The sequence below is a fragment of the Phyllobacterium sp. UNC302MFCol5.2 genome (assembly GCF_000686005.1).
Lineage (GTDB): Bacteria > Pseudomonadota > Alphaproteobacteria > Rhizobiales > Rhizobiaceae > Phyllobacterium > Phyllobacterium pellucidum.
Window position 1 is genome coordinate 767,144 of sequence record NZ_JMLL01000010.1, and the last position, 16,243, is coordinate 783,386.

The following is a 16,243-nucleotide window of genomic DNA, read 5'->3' on the forward strand; positions in this document are numbered from 1 at the left end:
GCTCAAGTCGTCTCCTATAGCGACGTTCGGGCCCGCAAGGCGGCGGCCAAGGTTCCTTCATCGAGGTAATCGAGTTCGCCGCCCACCGGAACACCGTGGGCAAGACGGGTAATCCGCACATCGAAGCCGGCCAGTTGATCGGTGATGTAGTGGGCGGTGGTCTGTCCCTCCACCGTGGCATTGACGGCGAGGATGACTTCCTTGATTTCGCCCTCAGCGACCCGCCCGACAAGCGAGGCGATGTTGAGATCATCGGGGCCAATTCCATCAAGTGGGGAAAGTCGTCCTCCGAGCACGTGGTAGCGCACGTTCATCGAACCCGCCCGCTCGAGCGCCCAGAGGTCGGAGACGTCTTCGACGACGATTAGCGTCGAGCGTTCCCGACGCGGATCGGTGCAGATCATGCATGGATCGGCGGTATCGACATTGCCGCAGGTCGAGCAGACACGCACCTTTTCGGCGGCGTCCTGCATCGCCGAACCCAACGGGATGAGCAAGGCTTCCTTCTTCTTGATGAGATGCAGCGCCGCCCTGCGCGCCGATCGTGGCCCTAGCCCCGGCACCTTGGCGAGGAGCTGGATCAGGCGTTCGATTTCGGGACCGGCGATTCGTTTCGACATAGCGTCGGTTTAGAGCAATTTGACGATTTATGGAATTGGCGGGAACACAACCTCGACGGCTCAAATGCCAAAAGCGATACAACCCTGCATTCGTTGCCATCTCGAAATTACACCTCGATGATGCCGCGGTTCGAAGGCGAAAGCAGCAGCGCCGCACCAGCCGGCGCATCGGGAGAATGGGCTCCCCGACTGCGGCAACAGCCTTGCTTTCGAACTTGGAGTGAAACGATGCGGAAATTTCCGTGGAGTATCAGCCTTATCATGAAGAAAACCCGGACGAGCTGGTCATGGACCGTCCGGGTTCAATTCAGATAAGAAACGGGGACTGGCGAAAGCTCGTTCCCACTCCAAACTCAATATAGCTGAGTTGATCTCGCTTTCCAATAAGCTTCCAGTTGTAGACTACGCTTAGAAGGGAAGCTTGAAACCGGGAGGTATCGGAAGCCCGGCCGTCAAAGCCTGCGTCTTTTCAGCCATGATCGCCTCGACTTTCGACTTTGCCTCATTGTGCGCGGCAATGATGAGGTCTTCGATGACTTCGATATCGTCTTCCTTGAAAAGGGACGGATCGATGCTGAGCGCCGTCATCGCGCCCTTGCCCGAAAGCTTGACGGTGACAAGGCCGCCGCCAGCATGACCTTCGGCCTCCAGAGCCGCGATCTCTTCCTGCATGGCTGCCATCTTGGCCTGCATTTCCTTGGCCTGCTTCATCATGCCCATAATGTCACGCATGGGGAAAACTCCTGTTCGTCAATCGTCTTCTTCGACCGGTGCGAGCGTATCATCTCCCGCTGCGACGGCATCATCCATCTGTCCGGCCGGGGCCGTAATGCGCACGTTGATGATCTTGGCGCCCGGAAATTTTGCAAGGATCGCGGCGACATCCGGGTCGGAGCGCGCATCGCTGAGCAGCGTATCGCGTTTGGCCGTTTCTGTCTCGTTGACCGTAGCGTTTCCCGGTTCCCGCGACAGCGACACCATCCAGCGAATACCGGTCCATTCGCTGAGCTTTTGCGAAAGATCCGTCAGCAAGGATTTTGGAGCGTTTTCGGTCAGGTTGATTTCGAGCCGCCCGGGCTTCATGCTGACAAGCCGTACGCAATTCTTGACCATGATCTTGAATTGCATGTCGCGGTGCTTGTCGGCGAGCGCCACGATATCTTCGATGTTTTCAACGGGTACGGCTGGAGACTGCGGCTGCTCGACAACCACCGGAGGAGCGACACTCGGTTCGGACTTCGGCGCGGGCTCGACAAGCCGCATTGTCGCGCCGCCATTGGACGTGACGACACCACGTTGCGTTGCCATCGCATCCACCTGGCCTGCGCGCGCGGTCGGCGCACCACCATTTCCCGGACGTGATCCATCGCTGCGATTCGGCGATGCCGGAATGCCGCCGTCCTCAAGGGACTTCAGCGCCTCGTCGAGCGTCGGAAGATCGGCGGCATGGGCAATACGGATCAGCAACATCTCTGCCGCCTGGACGGGACGGCTTGATCCCTCGACCTCGGTGATCCCTTTCAGCAGCATCTGCCAGGTGCGCGAGAGGACGCGGATCGACAGCTTTTCGGCAAAATCCCTGCCGCGCAGCCTTTCGTCTTCCGAAAGCGAAATGTCGTCGGCGACATCGGGCGTGAACCGTATGCGCGTTACCAGGTGATTGAAATCGGCAAGGTCCGTCAGCACCACGGCAGGATCGGCGCCGACATCATACTGGGCACGAAATTCCCTTAGTGCCAAAGCGACGTCGCCGCGCATCAGCATTTCGAAGAGATCGATGATGCGGGCGCGATCGGCAAGGCCGAGCATCGAACGCACGGCTTCCGCCTCGACACGGCCCGCACCATGGGCAATGGCCTGATCGAAGATCGACAATGAATCGCGCACGGAACCTTCGCCGGCACGCGCGATCATGCTGAGCGAAACGTCATCGACGGCAATCGATTCAAGGTCGGCGATTTTCTGCAGGTGGCGAACGAGGACACTGGTATCGATGCGCCGAAGATCGAACCGCTGACAACGCGAAAGCACGGTAATCGGTACTTTGCGTATTTCAGTCGTTGCAAATATGAACTTCACATGCGGCGGCGGTTCTTCAAGCGTCTTCAACAGGCCATTGAAGGCCTGGTTCGACAGCATGTGAACTTCGTCGATGATGTAGACCTTGTAGCGCGCCGAGACCGGGCGATAGCGCACCTGCTCGATAATCTCGCGAATGTCGTCGATGCCCGTGTGCGACGCCGCGTCCATCTCGATGACATCGACGTGACGGCCTTCCATGATCGCCTGGCAATGTTCGCCCGGAACGGTGAGGTCTATCGTCGGCTTGTCGATATCGGCAGTCTGGTAGTTGAGTGCACGCGCCAGAATGCGCGCCGTCGTCGTCTTGCCAACGCCGCGAACACCGGTGAGCATCCAGGCCTGGGCAATACGCCCCGTTTCGAACGCATTGGTCAGCGTGCGGACCATCGGCTCCTGGCCGATCAGATCGTTGAAATTCTGCGGGCGGTATTTGCGGGCGAGCACGCGATAGGCGCTGTCTGGCGTTCTTGTATCCATCGCGTCCTGTTTGGCTCCTGCGCTAAGGCTCCCGACCCTTGCCCTTCACGAAGTCTAACCGCATGCGCCGCAGCGTCAATGCCGCGGACGGCTTTGACACAGGCAAGGCGACAGGAAAAGGTGGGAGGCTGGCACGGCGACCCGTGCCTGGCTCGTTGGGGCTGCTTCCTTCCGGACCTGACCCGGTTGGCGAGTGGCTCGTCCACCACCAACCTCCCGAGGCTCATATCGTCAATCCGCGCGCAAAAAGCAAGCGAAACCGCGAAAAAACTGTTATCTCTTATCGATCATGACTTTTGTTCTGGATAACAAACTTGCAGCAGACACCTATTCAATTGCAAGGCTGGGCCTCTGCGATCTGCGCCTTATGAATGACCGCCGCTGGCCGTGGCTCATCCTCGTGCCGCAGCGGCCGGGGATATGCGAGATTCATGAATTGACCCCGCTCGACCAGACCATCCTGACTTTCGAGGCGGGCATTGCCGCCCAGGCCCTGAAATCGGTTGTGAATTGCGAAAAGATCAACACCGGTGCGCTTGGCAATATCGTGCGTCAACTGCATCTTCATGTGATTGCCCGCAACAGTGGCGATCCCGCCTGGCCTGGCCCGGTGTGGGGCCATGGCACCCGTGAGCCCTACGGCGAAAAAGATGCCCGGGCCTTTGCCAGCGCCATACTCAACGCTATTTAATCCGTCAACATCATCAATGCCCTGTCCCCGGGTCCGTTTCTGGAGCTCCAAGCATGTCGTTTCGCCTTTTCGATATCCCGGAAAAGGAACCCAGCCATTTCGTCGGATTCGCCGGCAACCGGATCAACCGCCACGCTGAAAAGCGCAGCGACGACGCAGTCGATGTTGCGCTTGCCAATGCCGACGCACGGATGCTCCTGATCGGGCAAGGCAAGGTGTTGGTGGCTGACAGCAATGCTTTCTTTACACTAAAGGACGCAGCGCCTTTTCTGCCTGCGCGGTCTTCCACGGTTTATCTCGGCCTGCAGGATGACGCGCCTGTTCTCGCTGCGCCGAGCGCTTTTGATTTCGCCGCGCTGCCCGAGGCGGTCCAGGCAATCGACTACCGCTCGGTTTATACGCAGGGCATCATCCCGCCCGACCAACTTGGCGCCATGGCGCAAGCGGTTTCGCTCCTGACCTGGAACGAGAATCACAAATACTGCGGGCGCTGCGGCACAGCGACCCTCATGCGTGACGGCGGCTACCGGCGAACCTGCCCCAACTGCGAGGCGCAACACTTTCCCCGGACCGATCCGGTGGCGATCATGATGGTGGTGCGCGGCGACAAGTGCCTCCTGGCGCGCGGGCCGCATTTCGGTCCTGGCATGTTTTCCTGCCTGGCCGGATTTATCGAACCCGGCGAGACGATTGAAAACGCCGTGCGACGCGAAACCTTCGAAGAAACAAACCTAAAGATCGGCCGGGTGCTGTATCACGCGAGCCAGCCCTGGCCATTTCCCTACTCCCTGATGATCGGCTGTCATGCCGAAGCGCTTTCGGATGACTTTATCCTTGACCGGGCCGAGCTGGAGGACGGGCGCTGGTTCTCACGCGACGAGGTGGTGTCGATGCTCGACCGGACCCATCCGGACGGCCTGATCACCCCTCCTCCCGGCGCCATCGCCGCTCATCTCATCCGCAGCTGGGTGGAAGGTTGAGGGTACGCTACTCTTCCTCGGCCTGCGAGCTGCGGAAGGTGGTGTCGGCCGGATAGACGCCTAGGATGCGGACTTCCTTCGAGAAGAATTCGAGTTCATCAAGCGCATGTGCCACGTTCTTGTCGTCCGGGTGTCCCTCGATATCCGCGTAAAACTGCGTCGCGGTGAACTTTCCGTCGATCTGGTAGCTTTCGAGCTTCGTCATGTTCACGCCGTTCGTCGCAAATCCGCCCATGGCCTTGTAAAGCGCCGCGGGCACGTTGCGCACGCGGAAGACGAAAGTCGTCATCATCAGTTCATCAGAGGCCCGCGGGGCCCATTTCTTGGTCTTGTTGAGAACGACGAAGCGCGTGACGTTATTTTCAGTATCCTCCACATCCTCTTCGAGAATGTCGAGGCCGTACAGCGAGGCGGCCAGGCGGGGGGCGAGCGCCGCCATCGTCTTGTCCTTGACATCGGCAACGAGCCGGGCTGCGCCGGCCGTGTCGCCGGCGATCACCGGCTTCCAGTTGTTCTTGCGGATGTATTTGCGGCACTGGCCGAGCGCATGGATATGACTGTGCACGGAAGTGATGTCGCTGCGCTTGGTGCCGGGCAGCACCATCAATTGAAAATGAATGGGCAGGAAGTATTCGCCGACGATGTGCAGCCGCGATTCCGGCAGGAGGTGATGGATATCGGCGACGCGCCCCGCGATCGTGTTTTCGATCGGAATCATCGCAAGGTCGGCGGCGCCGCTCTCGACGGCATTGAACGCATCTTCAAAAGTCGGGCACGGCAGTGGTTCCATGTCGGGAAACATGTTGCGGCAGGCCGTATCGGAGTTTGCGCCGGGTTCGCCCTGGAACGAGATGCGGTTAGTCGTTGCCATTATTATCTGCCTTTTGAGGAAGTAAGGATTTCTCGCGCCCGTTCGAGATCTTCCGGCGTATCGACGCCGAGCGGCACCGAATCGACGATCTCGACGTCAATGCGCATGCCCGCTTCGAGCGCGCGCAGCTGTTCAAGGCGTTCCCGGCGCTCCAGAGGCGAAGGCCCAAGGCTGACAAACCGCTCGAGCGCAGCTCTCCGGTAAGCGTAGAGCCCAATGTGATGGTAGAGCGGCCCCTCACCCCACGGCGCTGTTGCGCGGGTGAAATAAAGGGCTCGCATCTGGTCGGGACCAATCGGCGAACCGATGATCTTGACCACATTCGGATTGGTCTTCTCGTCCTCGCGGCGGATTTCGACGCCGAGCGTCGCGATATCGGCGGGGCCGGACTGCAGGGGCTTAAGCGAGCGCCTGATGATATCGGCCTCGATGGTCGGAAGATCGCCCTGGACATTGACAACTGCATCGACGCTGCCGTCAGGGTCGAGTGCGAGAAGCGCCTCGTGGATGCGATCCGAACCCGATTCGTGGTCGGCCCGCGTCATGATCGCCTCGATGCCGTGCGCTTCTATGGCCGATTTGACGTCGGGACTATCTGTCGCAACGACGGTTCGCCCGAGACCGGCGGCGATCGCGCGCTCGGCGACATGCACGATCATCGGCTTTCCCGCAATATCGGCCAGTGGCTTGTTGGGCAGCCGGGTCGAGGCCATCCGGGCAGGGATCAGGGTCAATATTTTCATCGTTGCACACGGTCTAAGGTGTCAAAAAGTCTCAGGCAGAAGCGCCCTTATAGGTGTTGCAAGTCTTCAGCAAAAGACCTAGTTTCCGCGCGATCACGAGGGGACTCTTGTCAAGAAATGCAGCGCACTGCATTGACCAGATATTGAGAACCTCCGCAAGTGTGCTGAACATCGAGCCCTGCAATTGCTCCAGGCAAGCGTCAGAGTGGACTTGATATTGAGCGCACTTGAACAGGACACAAGTGGAGCACTGATCGACGATGGAATCGACCCCGTTCAACAAATATGCCATGGCGTTTCTGGCAACCGTGTTCGTTGTCATGACGGCAGGTATCCTGTCCGATTCTATTTTCGACTCGCATGCGCCAGAAAAGCCCGGCTTCATCATCCAGGCCGCCGAGGCCGGCGGTGAAGGCGAAGCCGGCGCTGCTGCACCCGCTGCAGAAGCCGTGCCGATCGCGACGCTGCTGGCTTCAGCTGATGCAACCCGCGGCGAAGCCGTTTTCAAGCGCTGCGCTGCCTGCCACACCGGCGAAAAGGGTGGCCCGAACAAGGTCGGTCCGAACCTCTGGGACATCGTCGATCGCCCAATCGCGACACATGAAGGCTTCAGCTATTCCTCGGCCATCAAGGATTTCTCCAAGGGCGGACAGGAAAAGTGGACTTTCGACCATCTCAACCACTTCCTGACGTCGCCGAAGGGCTACATCAAGGGCACGGCAATGGGCTTTGCCGGCGACAAGAAGGATAATGAGCGCGCCGACCTCATTGCCTATCTGCGCACGCTGTCCGACAGTCCGAAGCCGCTTCCGACCGCTGATGCCGCACCTGCAGGCGGCGATGCCGCCAAGCCTGCCGACGCAGCAGCACCTGCCGCTCCTGCCGCGCCCGCTGCGGAGAAGCCGGCCGACGGCGCTGCTCCCGCTGCTCCGGAAGCACCGAAGAACTAAATCCGTCACAATTGCTTTAAAAAAGCCGGGCCTGCGCCCGGCTTTTTTGCATCAACTGCGCGTGTTTTTAACGTGAAGGCCTGTTCTCTGCCGCAATTTCTCTTAGACTTATGACTGTAGAGAATCCGTGGAGACCTGATTTGCGATTTCGCCCCCTCATTGCCAGCCTTGCCCTTTTCGCCGCTTTCACCGTCGCTTCCCATCAGAGTGTACAGGCTGCGGAACCCGAATGGAGAAAGGCCGCGAGCGTCCTCGGCGAACCAAAATACGGCGACGATTTCAAGCACTACGACTACGTCAATCCCGATGCGCCGAAAGGCGGGACGCTCAACCAGACCGCGTACGGATCGTTTGACAGTCTCAACCCCTTTGTCGTGCAGGGAACGCCAGCAGCGGGGCTGCCTGCCACCGTCGGCGGTGGCTTGCTTTACGATACGCTGCTCAGCCAATCCCTCGATCAGCCAGCGACAAATTACGGGCTCATCGCCGAGGCTATCGCCTATCCGGATGACTATTCCTCGGTAAAATTTCGCCTGAACCCCGCTGCGAGGTGGCATGACGGCCAGCCGATCACCGCGGACGATGTCATCTGGTCCTTCGACACGCTGAAAGCCCAAAGCCCCCTGTACAATAAATATTATCACGATGTGACCAAAGCGGAGAAAACCGGCGACCACGAGGTGACGTTCACCTTTTCGAGCGGCGGCAACCGCGAACTGCCGAGTATCATGGGCGATTTCCCGATCCTGCCCAAGCATTGGTGGGAGGGTAACGACGCGAGCGGCAAGAAGCGCGATATAAGCAAGCCAACAACAGAAATCCCACTTGGCTCATCCGCCTACAAGATCGAGAGCGCCTCACCCGGCAATACCATCGTCTGGAGCCGTGTGGCGGACTATTGGGGCAAGGACTTGCCGGTAAATATCGGCCGCAACAATTTCGATCGTATTCGCTACGAGTATTTCCGCGACCAGAATGCCGAGTGGGAAGCCTTCAAGAAGGGAGGCTTCGAGGACTACCGCCCGGAAGCCAGTATTGGCAAATGGATGCGCGGTTATGACTTTCCGGCCTTCCAGCGCGGCGATGTGGTCAAGGCCGTGTTTCCGCTACGTTCATCCGGGCGCATGCAGGGTTTCCTGATCAACACCCGGCGCGACAAATTCAAGGATCCGCGCGTCCGCCAGGCTCTGACCTGGGCTTATGATTTCGAGAGCATGAGCAAAAATCTCTTTTTCGGGCAATACAAGCGCATAAACAGCTATTTCTCCGGTTCGGAACTCGCGTCGAGCGGCCTGCCGACGGGCAAGGAGCTTGAAATCCTTGAAACAGTGAAAGGCGACGTGCCGGAGGAAGTTTTCACCAAGGAGTTCAAGCTGCCCGTATACGATACGCCCCAATCGCAGCGGGACAATCTGCGCCAGGCCGTCACGCTGCTGCGCGACGCGGGTTACGAGCAGAAGAACGGCAAGCTCGTCAATGCCAAGACCGGCGAACCATTCACCATCGAATTCCTGGCGGACGATCCGGCGGATGAGCGCTTTATCGGGCCGTTCATGGCCAGCCTTCGAAAGCTCGGCATCGATGCCCAGATCAGGGTCGTGGACAACGCCCAATATACCGCCCGGATCAATGATTTCGATTTCGATATCACCACCCCGAACGTCGTTCTTTCCCAAAGCCTGTCGCCGGGCAACGAGCAACGCGATTTCTGGGGTTCGGGCGCTGCCGACACACCCGGCAGCCGCAACTACATGGGCATCAAGAATCCGGCCGTCGACAAGCTGATCGACCGGATCATCTTTGCCAAGGACCGGGATGAACTCGTCGCCGCCACCCACGCTCTCGACCGGGTATTGTTGTGGAACTACTACGCCGTCCCGCAATGGTATGACGATCGCATCAAGATCGCCTACTGGAACAAATTCGGCATGCCGGCCAAACAGCCGGACTATGCAGGTATCGACCCGTTCTCATGGTGGATCGACACGGCCAAGGAGCAGGCGTTGAAAGCGCGCGCCGAATGACGCAGCTCAACCGGCGCGATCTTCTGAAGATTTCGAGCGCAACACTTCTGACCGCTTTTTCGCCGCGCATCGCGCTCGCCGAGATTGCCACCGGGGTGCCGCTGCACGGTCTATCGGCCTTTGGCGAGTTGAAATACCCGAAGGATTTCAAAAACTTCGACTATGCCAACCCGGATGCGCCGAAGGGCGGGACCTTCGCCTTTTCTCCGGCGAACTGGCTCTATAATCAGTCGCCACAGACCTTCAACACGCTCAATACCTATTCGGCCAAGGGTGATGCGCCGCCGCGCATGGAAATCTGCTATGACACGCTGATGGAGGAAGCGCTCGACGAGCCGGACTCGATCTACGGCCTCGTCGCGGAGAGCGTCACTGTCACGGCCGATCGCAACACATTCACCTTCAAACTGCGCCCCGCAGCGCGTTTCCACGATGGGTCGCCCCTAACGGCCCACGACGTCGTTTTCAGCTTCCAGTCGATCAAGGAGAAAGGGCATCCGGAGCTTCTGCTGTTGCTGACCGAGATGAAGGAGATCGTCGCCGAGGATGACCAGACGCTGCGCATCGCCTTTACCGGCAAACATTCCGACCGCGCGATACTCGATATCGCCAGCAACATGCCGATTCTTTCAAAGGCGTGGTTTGCTGGCCGCGCGTTCGATGCATCGACGCTCGAGACCCCGCTCGGCTCCGGCCCTTATCGTGTCGGCCGGATGGCACCGGGCAAGGGCATCGAATACCAGCGTGTCGATGAATACTGGGCGAAGGACCTTCCGGTACGGCGCGGACTGAATCACTTCGATACGATCAAGATCGAGTTCTACCGCGACCGCCAGCCCGAGTTCGAAGCCTTCAAGAAGGGTGACATATTCTGGCGCATGGAGCACACGGCAAAGACTTGGGTCACCGAGTATAATTTCCCGGCCATCCAGCAGAAGCGTGTGATCCAGCGTGAGTTTCCCGACGAGAAACGCCCGCACTTGCAAGCATGGGCTGTCAACCAGCGGCGGGAGCGCTTTCGCAATCCGAAGGTGCGGGAGGCCATTGCGCTGTGCTTCGACTTCGCGTGGACCCGGAAGAACCTGTTCTATGGCATGTACGAGCAGTCGCAGTCGCTGTTCGAGATGTCGGACTTTCGTTCGAACGGCATGCCCTCCCCGCAGGAACTTGCCATAATGGAGCCGCTGCGCGATCGCCTGCCGGAGGGCATTTTCGGCGAAGCGGTGATCCAGTCGACGACCGATGGTTCAGGGCGCGACCGCAAGAATTTACGCCGCGCTGTCGAGCTCCTCCAGGAAGCAGGGTTCAAACGTGAGAACAACCGATTTGTCGACGGTGCCGGCAAATCGTTCGACCTCGAAATATTGATCCAGGCGGAGGTATTCACCCGCTCTTATTCGCCTTTCATCAACAATCTCCAGGCAATCGGCGTCAATGCCTCCCTGCGTCTTGTCGATCCGGCTCAATACCAGCTTCGAGTTCAGGATTTCGATTTCGACATTATCGGTGTGGCTGTCATGCTGAACGCGACCCCGACATCGGAATCGCTCACATCAATGTTCGGCTCGCGGTCGGCCTCGGCGCCGGGTTCCTATAACCTTCCCGGAATCGCCGATCCCGTTATCGACGCACTGATCGAGAAGGTTGGCGAAGCGCGTTCCCGCGACGATTTGGTCACAGTCATGCGTGTTCTCGATCGACTCTTGCGTATAAGACGCGACTGGATTCCAAATTGGTACTCAGCGAATCACCTCGTCGCCTATTGGGACATGTTCGGCTTCAAGGAGCCCAAGCCCGATTACGGCTTTCCGGTTGAGTCGCTGTGGTGGTTCGATGAAGCAAAGGCAAAGGCTATTGGCAAGGCTTGAAGATCAAGGAAACGTCCTGCGCGTTTCGTCTATCGATTTAATCTTTGGCGGAGTCGTTGCCTGATGGGAGCCTATATTCTCCGCCGTCTCCTGCTGATGGTTCCCACACTTTTCGGCGTCCTGCTTGTCTGCTTCGTGATCGTGCAATTCGTCCCTGGCGGCCCGGTCGAGCGCATCATCGGCCAGCTTACCGGTCAGGGCGGCAATGCGATGGACCGCATCGGCGGCGGCGGCGCTGACCTTGGCCAGTCGCAGGAACAGCTTGGGCTCGGCGAAGGCAATTCGAAATACCGTGGCGCCCAAGGCCTCGACCCTGCTTTCATCGCCAGCCTCGAGAAGCAGTTCGGACTCGACAGGCCGCCGCTTGAGCGATTCGGTCTGCTGGTATGGAATTATGTGCGCTTCGATTTCGGCAAGAGCTATTTCCGCGATATCAGCGTCGTGAATTTGATCAAGGAGAAGCTGCCGGTATCGATTTCGCTCGGATTGTGGATGACGCTGCTCTCCTACATGATCTCGATACCGCTCGGCATACGAAAAGCCATCAAGGACGGCTCGTCATTCGACATATGGACCAGCGGCATCATCATCGTCGGCTACGCTATACCAGGCTTCCTCTTCGGCATCGCGCTGATCGTATTCTTTGCCGGCGGATCCTTCTTTGACTGGTTTCCAATTCGCGGGCTGACATCGAACGATTTTGAACAGCTGTCGCTGGGCGGAAAAATCGTCGACTACGCATGGCACCTCGCCCTGCCGCTGACGGCCATGCTGCTTTCCGCCTTTGCGACGACGACGCTTCTGACCAAGAACTCGTTCCTCGACGAAATCCGCAAACAATATGTGACGACGGCGCGCGCCAAGGGCCTCAGTGAACGCCGTATTCTTTACGGCCATGTCTTCCGCAATGCGATGCTCATTGTCATTTCCGGATTTCCGAGCGCCTTCATCTCGATCTTCTTTACCGGCCAGCTCCTGATCGAGGCGATCTTTTCGCTCGATGGACTTGGCCTTCTCGGCTACGAATCGATTATCAACCGCGATTATCCCGTGGTGATCGCGACCGTCTATATCTTCGCCCTTGTCGGCGTCGTCGTCAGCCTGCTTTCAGATCTTCTCTATACATGGATCGATCCGCGTATCGACTTTGAGCGGAGGGATGTTTGATGACCGATATTATCGGCACGACCCCAGCCCTTCCCGTCAAACGACCGCGACTTTCGCCGCTGAATGCCCGGCGCTGGCAGAACTTCAAGGCGAACCGGCGCGGCTGGTGGGCCCTGTGGATCTTCCTGTTCCTGTTCGTCGCTTCACTCCTTGCCGAGTTCATAGCCAACGACAAGCCGATCATTGTTTCCTACAAGGGCGAGATCCTGTTCCCAGTCCTCGTCGATTATCCGGAAGAGAAATTCGGCGGCTTTTATGCCGTGACCGACTACCGCGATCCGGTCATCCAGGAGGAGATCAACCGCAATGGCTGGTCGATATGGCCACCGGTCCGCTATTCCTATCGGACGGTCAATAATGAACTGCCCGATACGGCGCCATCGAAGCCGTTCTGGCTGTTTACGCCGGAGGAGCGCTGCGCCCGCTATCCGCAAGGCGTGGACGATCCAAACTGTGTTTTCGGCAACATGAATATTCTCGGCACGGACGATCAGGCGCGCGACGTCTTTGCCAGGGCGCTCTACGGGTTCCGCATCTCGGTGCTGTTCGGCCTGATCCTGACCGCAGCGTCTGCCGTGATCGGTGTCACCGCCGGCGCATTGCAAGGCTACTTCGGCGGCTGGCTCGACCTCATCGCGCAGCGTTTCATCGAGATATGGTCCTCCGTACCGACGCTTTACCTACTGCTGATCATGGCATCGATCCTGCCGCCGGGCTTCTGGATCCTCTTGTGCATCATGTTGCTGTTCTCGTGGGTAAGCTTCGTCGGCATCGTTCGCGCCGAGTTTCTGCGCGCCCGCAATTTCGAATATGTCAACGCTGCCCGGGCGCTTGGCGTGCGCAACCGGACCATCATGTTCCGCCACCTTTTGCCGAACGCCATGGTGACGACGCTGACCTTCCTGCCGTTCATTCTCAACGGATCGATCACGACATTGACTTCGCTCGACTTCCTCGGCTTCGGCCTGCCCCCGGGATCGCCCTCGCTCGGCGAATTGCTCGCACAGGGCAAGAACAATCTGCAGGCGCCCTGGCTCGGGCTTACAGGCTTCATCGTGATTTCGCTGATGCTGTCCTTGCTCATCTTCGTCGGCGAAGCCACGCGCGATGCCTTTGACCCGCGCAAGGCATTCAAATGAGCGCCCCGCTTCTTTCAGTTCGCGATCTTTCCGTCGCCTTCTCGCAGGGCGGCAAGGAGACGCTTGCCGTCGATCGCATATCCTTCGATATCGGCGAGCGCGAGACCGTGGCGCTCGTCGGCGAATCCGGTTCCGGCAAATCGGTCACGGCCCTGTCGGTCCTGAAACTTTTGCCGTATCCGCCGGCGTCGCACCCCTCAGGACAAATTCTGTTCGGCGGCAAGGATCTTCTTGCAAGCAGCGAGAACGAGCTGCGCCGGGTGCGCGGCAATGATATCACCATGATCTTCCAGGAGCCGATGACGTCGCTCAATCCGCTCCACACGATCGAGGACCAGATCAGCGAAATCCTCAAGCTGCACCAGGGCATGGCTGACAAGGCGGCGCGGCAGCGCACGCTTGCACTGCTGGAGGAAGTCGGCATTCGCGACCCGGAAAAGCGCATGAACGCCTATCCGCACCAATTGTCCGGCGGGCAGCGCCAGCGGGTGATGATCGCCATGGCGCTTGCCAACAAGCCGAAGCTCCTGATCGCCGACGAGCCGACCACCGCCCTCGACGTCACCGTGCAGGCGCAGATTTTGAAGCTTCTTGCCGATCTCAAGGCAGCGCAGGGCATGTCGATGCTGTTCATCACCCACGACCTCGGTATCGTGCGCAAGATTGCGGATCGCGTCTGCGTCATGACCGGCGGGAAGATCGTCGAAACCGGCCCGACGCGGGAAATATTCGAGAACCCGAAGCATCCCTATACGCGCCACCTTCTCGCCGCCGAACCAAAGGGCAACCCGCCGGCAGCAAATGCTGCTGCGGCGCCGGTCATGCGCGGCGAAAATATCAAGGTCTGGTTCCCGATCAAGCAGGGCTTCCTGCGCAAGACGGTCGATCATGTAAAGGCGGTCGACGGGATCGATGTAACGATCCGCGCCGGCCAGACGCTTGGCGTTGTTGGCGAATCCGGGTCGGGCAAGACCACGCTCGGCCTGGCACTGTCGCGCATGATATCGTCGGAAGGGGTCATCCGCTTCGGCGAGACGGACATCAACAAATTTTCATTCCGCGAGATGCGGCCGCTGCGCCGCGAATTGCAGATCGTTTTTCAGGATCCCTATGGATCGTTGTCGCCGCGCATGTCGGTGGCCGATATCATTGCAGAGGGTCTTGAAGTGCACGAACCAAAGCTCTCCGCCGATGAGCGCGACGCGCGGGTCGTCGCCGCCCTGAAGGAGGTCAACCTCGACCCGGAGAATCGCTTCCGCTATCCGCACGAGTTTTCCGGGGGCCAGCGCCAGCGTATCGCCCTCGCACGCGCCATGGTACTCAATCCGCGCTTCGTCATGCTGGACGAGCCAACATCGGCGCTCGACATGAGCGTTCAGGCGCAGGTAGTCGACCTTTTGCGCACATTGCAGCAGAAGCACAATCTGGCTTATCTTTTCATCAGCCACGATCTCAAGGTGGTGAAGGCGCTTGCCAATGAGGTGCTGGTGATGCGCAATGGCAAGGCAGTGGAATATGGGCCGTCGGAGGAGATTTTTGCGCGGCCCAAGACCGATTATACGAGAGCCCTGATGGCGGCGGCCTTCAGGATAGAAACTGCCGAACAGGGAGCGGTGAGTGAATGACTGGCAATGCAACCGATACGATCCTTTTGGCCGTGACGGGATGGGACCCGGACGTTTGGGTGTCCGAATTTGCCAAGGCCGCGCCGAAACGCAAACTGGTTCTCAACTCGACGGACAAGGATAAGATCCGCTACGCGCTTGTCTGGAAACAGCGCCAGGGCTCGTTGGCCGGCTTGCCTAACCTCGATGTTATTTTCTCGCTCGGCGCCGGCGTCGATCACATCTTCCATGACCAGCAGATACCGGACGTGCCGATCGTAAGAATCGTCTCGCCGGACCTGACTATGCGCATGAGCGAATATGTGGTGTGGCAGGTGCTCGACCATCACCGGCTCGGGATGCGCTATCGCCAGCAGCAGGGCCAGCGCGTCTGGCACGAGGATCGGCGCCAGCCTGCGGCGCACGAGGTGAATGTCGGCATTCTCGGGCTCGGCGTGCTTGGCCGCGATGCGGCGCAGAAGCTGCGCGCGCTCGGCTTCCGCGTCAGCGGATGGAGCCGCCGCCTGCAGACCATGGAAGGTATTACGACCTATTACGGCAAGGATGGCCTCAAGGACTTCCTCAAGGATGTCGATATCGTCGTCTGCCTCCTGCCGCTGACGCCCGACACCAAGAGCATTCTTTCAATGAGCATGTTCGCGCAGATGAAGCAGCACGGGCCGCTAGGCGCCCCGACGCTGATCAATGCCGGACGCGGCGGGCTGCAGAACGAGCCCGATATTCTCGCGGCGCTCGACCGCGGCATGCTGTCGGCGGTGACGCTCGATGTGTTCAACCGCGAGCCCCTGCCGAAGGACAGCCCGCTGTGGACGCATCCGCAGGTAACGATCACTCCGCACGCGGCGGCAAGCTCGAGCCCGCAGGCGCTGGTCCCAGAGATCGTCGCCCAGATCGAATCCTTCGAACGCGGCGAACCGTTGAAAAATATCGTCGACCGCGCGGCCCAATACTAGAGTACCCGTGTTGCTCTAGGCAGCTTCGAGCTTGACCACCCGGACCAATTCAC

The 16,243-nt window shown here is 59.2% G+C and carries 13 protein-coding genes, 1 other RNA gene and 1 pseudogene; 9 read left to right on the forward strand and 6 right to left on the reverse strand.

The features are described 5' to 3' along the window. Nucleotides 1-14 precede the first annotated feature (14 nt). The 4 genes and pseudogenes from recR to ffs all read right to left on the reverse strand — a co-directional run bounded on the left by recR (nt 15) and on the right by ffs (nt 3,396). Complete coding sequence (recR, locus tag BR48_RS0105680) at nt 15-620, reverse strand: recombination mediator RecR (protein WP_027230405.1); 606 nt, start codon at nt 618-620, stop codon at nt 15-17. Between the two features lie 408 nt (nt 621-1,028). Beyond that, the gene (locus BR48_RS0105685) at nt 1,029-1,352 is read right to left on the reverse strand and encodes a YbaB/EbfC family nucleoid-associated protein (RefSeq protein WP_027230406.1); all 324 of its coding nucleotides are present in this window, start codon (nt 1,350-1,352) and stop codon (nt 1,029-1,031) included. Nucleotides 1,353-1,370: 18 nt separating this feature from the next. Next, nucleotides 1,371-3,182 (reverse strand): annotated as a pseudogene (locus BR48_RS23925) (DNA polymerase III subunit gamma/tau); the annotation flags it as partial. 117 nt (nt 3,183-3,299) lie between these two features. Further along, an RNA gene (gene ffs / locus BR48_RS25770) (signal recognition particle sRNA small type) lies at nt 3,300-3,396 on the reverse strand. Between the two features lie 69 nt (nt 3,397-3,465). Here ffs and BR48_RS0105695 point away from each other — a divergent pair. Both BR48_RS0105695 and nudC read left to right on the forward strand, forming a co-directional pair. Beyond that, complete coding sequence (locus tag BR48_RS0105695) at nt 3,466-3,870, forward strand: HIT family protein (RefSeq protein WP_091921432.1); 405 nt, start codon at nt 3,466-3,468, stop codon at nt 3,868-3,870. A gap of 53 nt (nt 3,871-3,923) precedes the next feature. Further along, nucleotides 3,924-4,850 (forward strand): NAD(+) diphosphatase, encoded by a 927-nt coding sequence (gene nudC, locus BR48_RS0105700; RefSeq protein ID WP_027230408.1) that lies wholly within the window; start codon nt 3,924-3,926, stop codon nt 4,848-4,850. Nucleotides 4,851-4,857: 7 nt separating this feature from the next. On the opposite strand, the gene BR48_RS0105705 is transcribed toward nudC, so the two are convergent. Together BR48_RS0105705 and BR48_RS0105710 are read right to left on the reverse strand one after the other, a co-directional pair. Then, nucleotides 4,858-5,721: a prephenate dehydratase gene (locus tag BR48_RS0105705; protein ID WP_027230409.1), complete on the reverse strand. Its 864-nt coding sequence runs from the start codon at nt 5,719-5,721 to the stop codon at nt 4,858-4,860. Nucleotides 5,722-5,723: 2 nt separating this feature from the next. Further along, a complete protein-coding gene (locus BR48_RS0105710) occupies nt 5,724-6,464 on the reverse strand; it encodes a 3-deoxy-manno-octulosonate cytidylyltransferase (protein ID WP_027230410.1) in 741 nt (246 codons plus the stop codon). 260 nt (nt 6,465-6,724) lie between these two features. Between BR48_RS0105710 and BR48_RS0105720 the strand changes: the two genes are divergently transcribed. The 7 genes from BR48_RS0105720 (at nt 6,725) to BR48_RS0105750 (ending at nt 16,190) form a co-directional block, all read left to right on the forward strand. Continuing rightward, entirely contained in the window at nt 6,725-7,414 is a 690-nt protein-coding gene (locus BR48_RS0105720) for a cytochrome c family protein (protein ID WP_027230411.1), read from the forward strand. Between the two features lie 140 nt (nt 7,415-7,554). Continuing rightward, nucleotides 7,555-9,438, forward strand: a complete 1,884-nt coding sequence (locus BR48_RS0105725) for an extracellular solute-binding protein (protein ID WP_245273352.1) — start codon at nt 7,555-7,557, stop codon at nt 9,436-9,438. Further along, the gene (locus BR48_RS0105730; RefSeq protein WP_027230413.1) at nt 9,435-11,306 is read left to right on the forward strand and encodes an extracellular solute-binding protein; all 1,872 of its coding nucleotides are present in this window, start codon (nt 9,435-9,437) and stop codon (nt 11,304-11,306) included. Before BR48_RS0105725 ends, BR48_RS0105730 begins: the two co-directional genes overlap by 4 nt. 63 nt (nt 11,307-11,369) lie before the next feature. Then, a complete protein-coding gene (locus BR48_RS0105735; protein ID WP_027230414.1) occupies nt 11,370-12,473 on the forward strand; it encodes a microcin C ABC transporter permease YejB in 1,104 nt (367 codons plus the stop codon). Further along, nucleotides 12,473-13,612, forward strand: coding sequence for an ABC transporter permease (locus BR48_RS0105740; RefSeq protein WP_027230415.1), 1,140 nt, complete (start codon nt 12,473-12,475; stop codon nt 13,610-13,612). The genes BR48_RS0105735 and BR48_RS0105740 overlap by 1 nt, the downstream gene beginning before the upstream one ends. Next, nucleotides 13,609-15,237, forward strand: a complete 1,629-nt coding sequence (locus tag BR48_RS0105745) for an ABC transporter ATP-binding protein (RefSeq protein WP_036813395.1) — start codon at nt 13,609-13,611, stop codon at nt 15,235-15,237. Before BR48_RS0105740 ends, BR48_RS0105745 begins: the two co-directional genes overlap by 4 nt. Continuing rightward, on the forward strand, nt 15,234-16,190 hold the full coding sequence (locus BR48_RS0105750) for a glyoxylate/hydroxypyruvate reductase A (protein ID WP_027230417.1): 957 nt from the start codon (nt 15,234-15,236) through the stop codon (nt 16,188-16,190). Before BR48_RS0105745 ends, BR48_RS0105750 begins: the two co-directional genes overlap by 4 nt. Nucleotides 16,191-16,243: the final 53 nt, after the last annotated feature.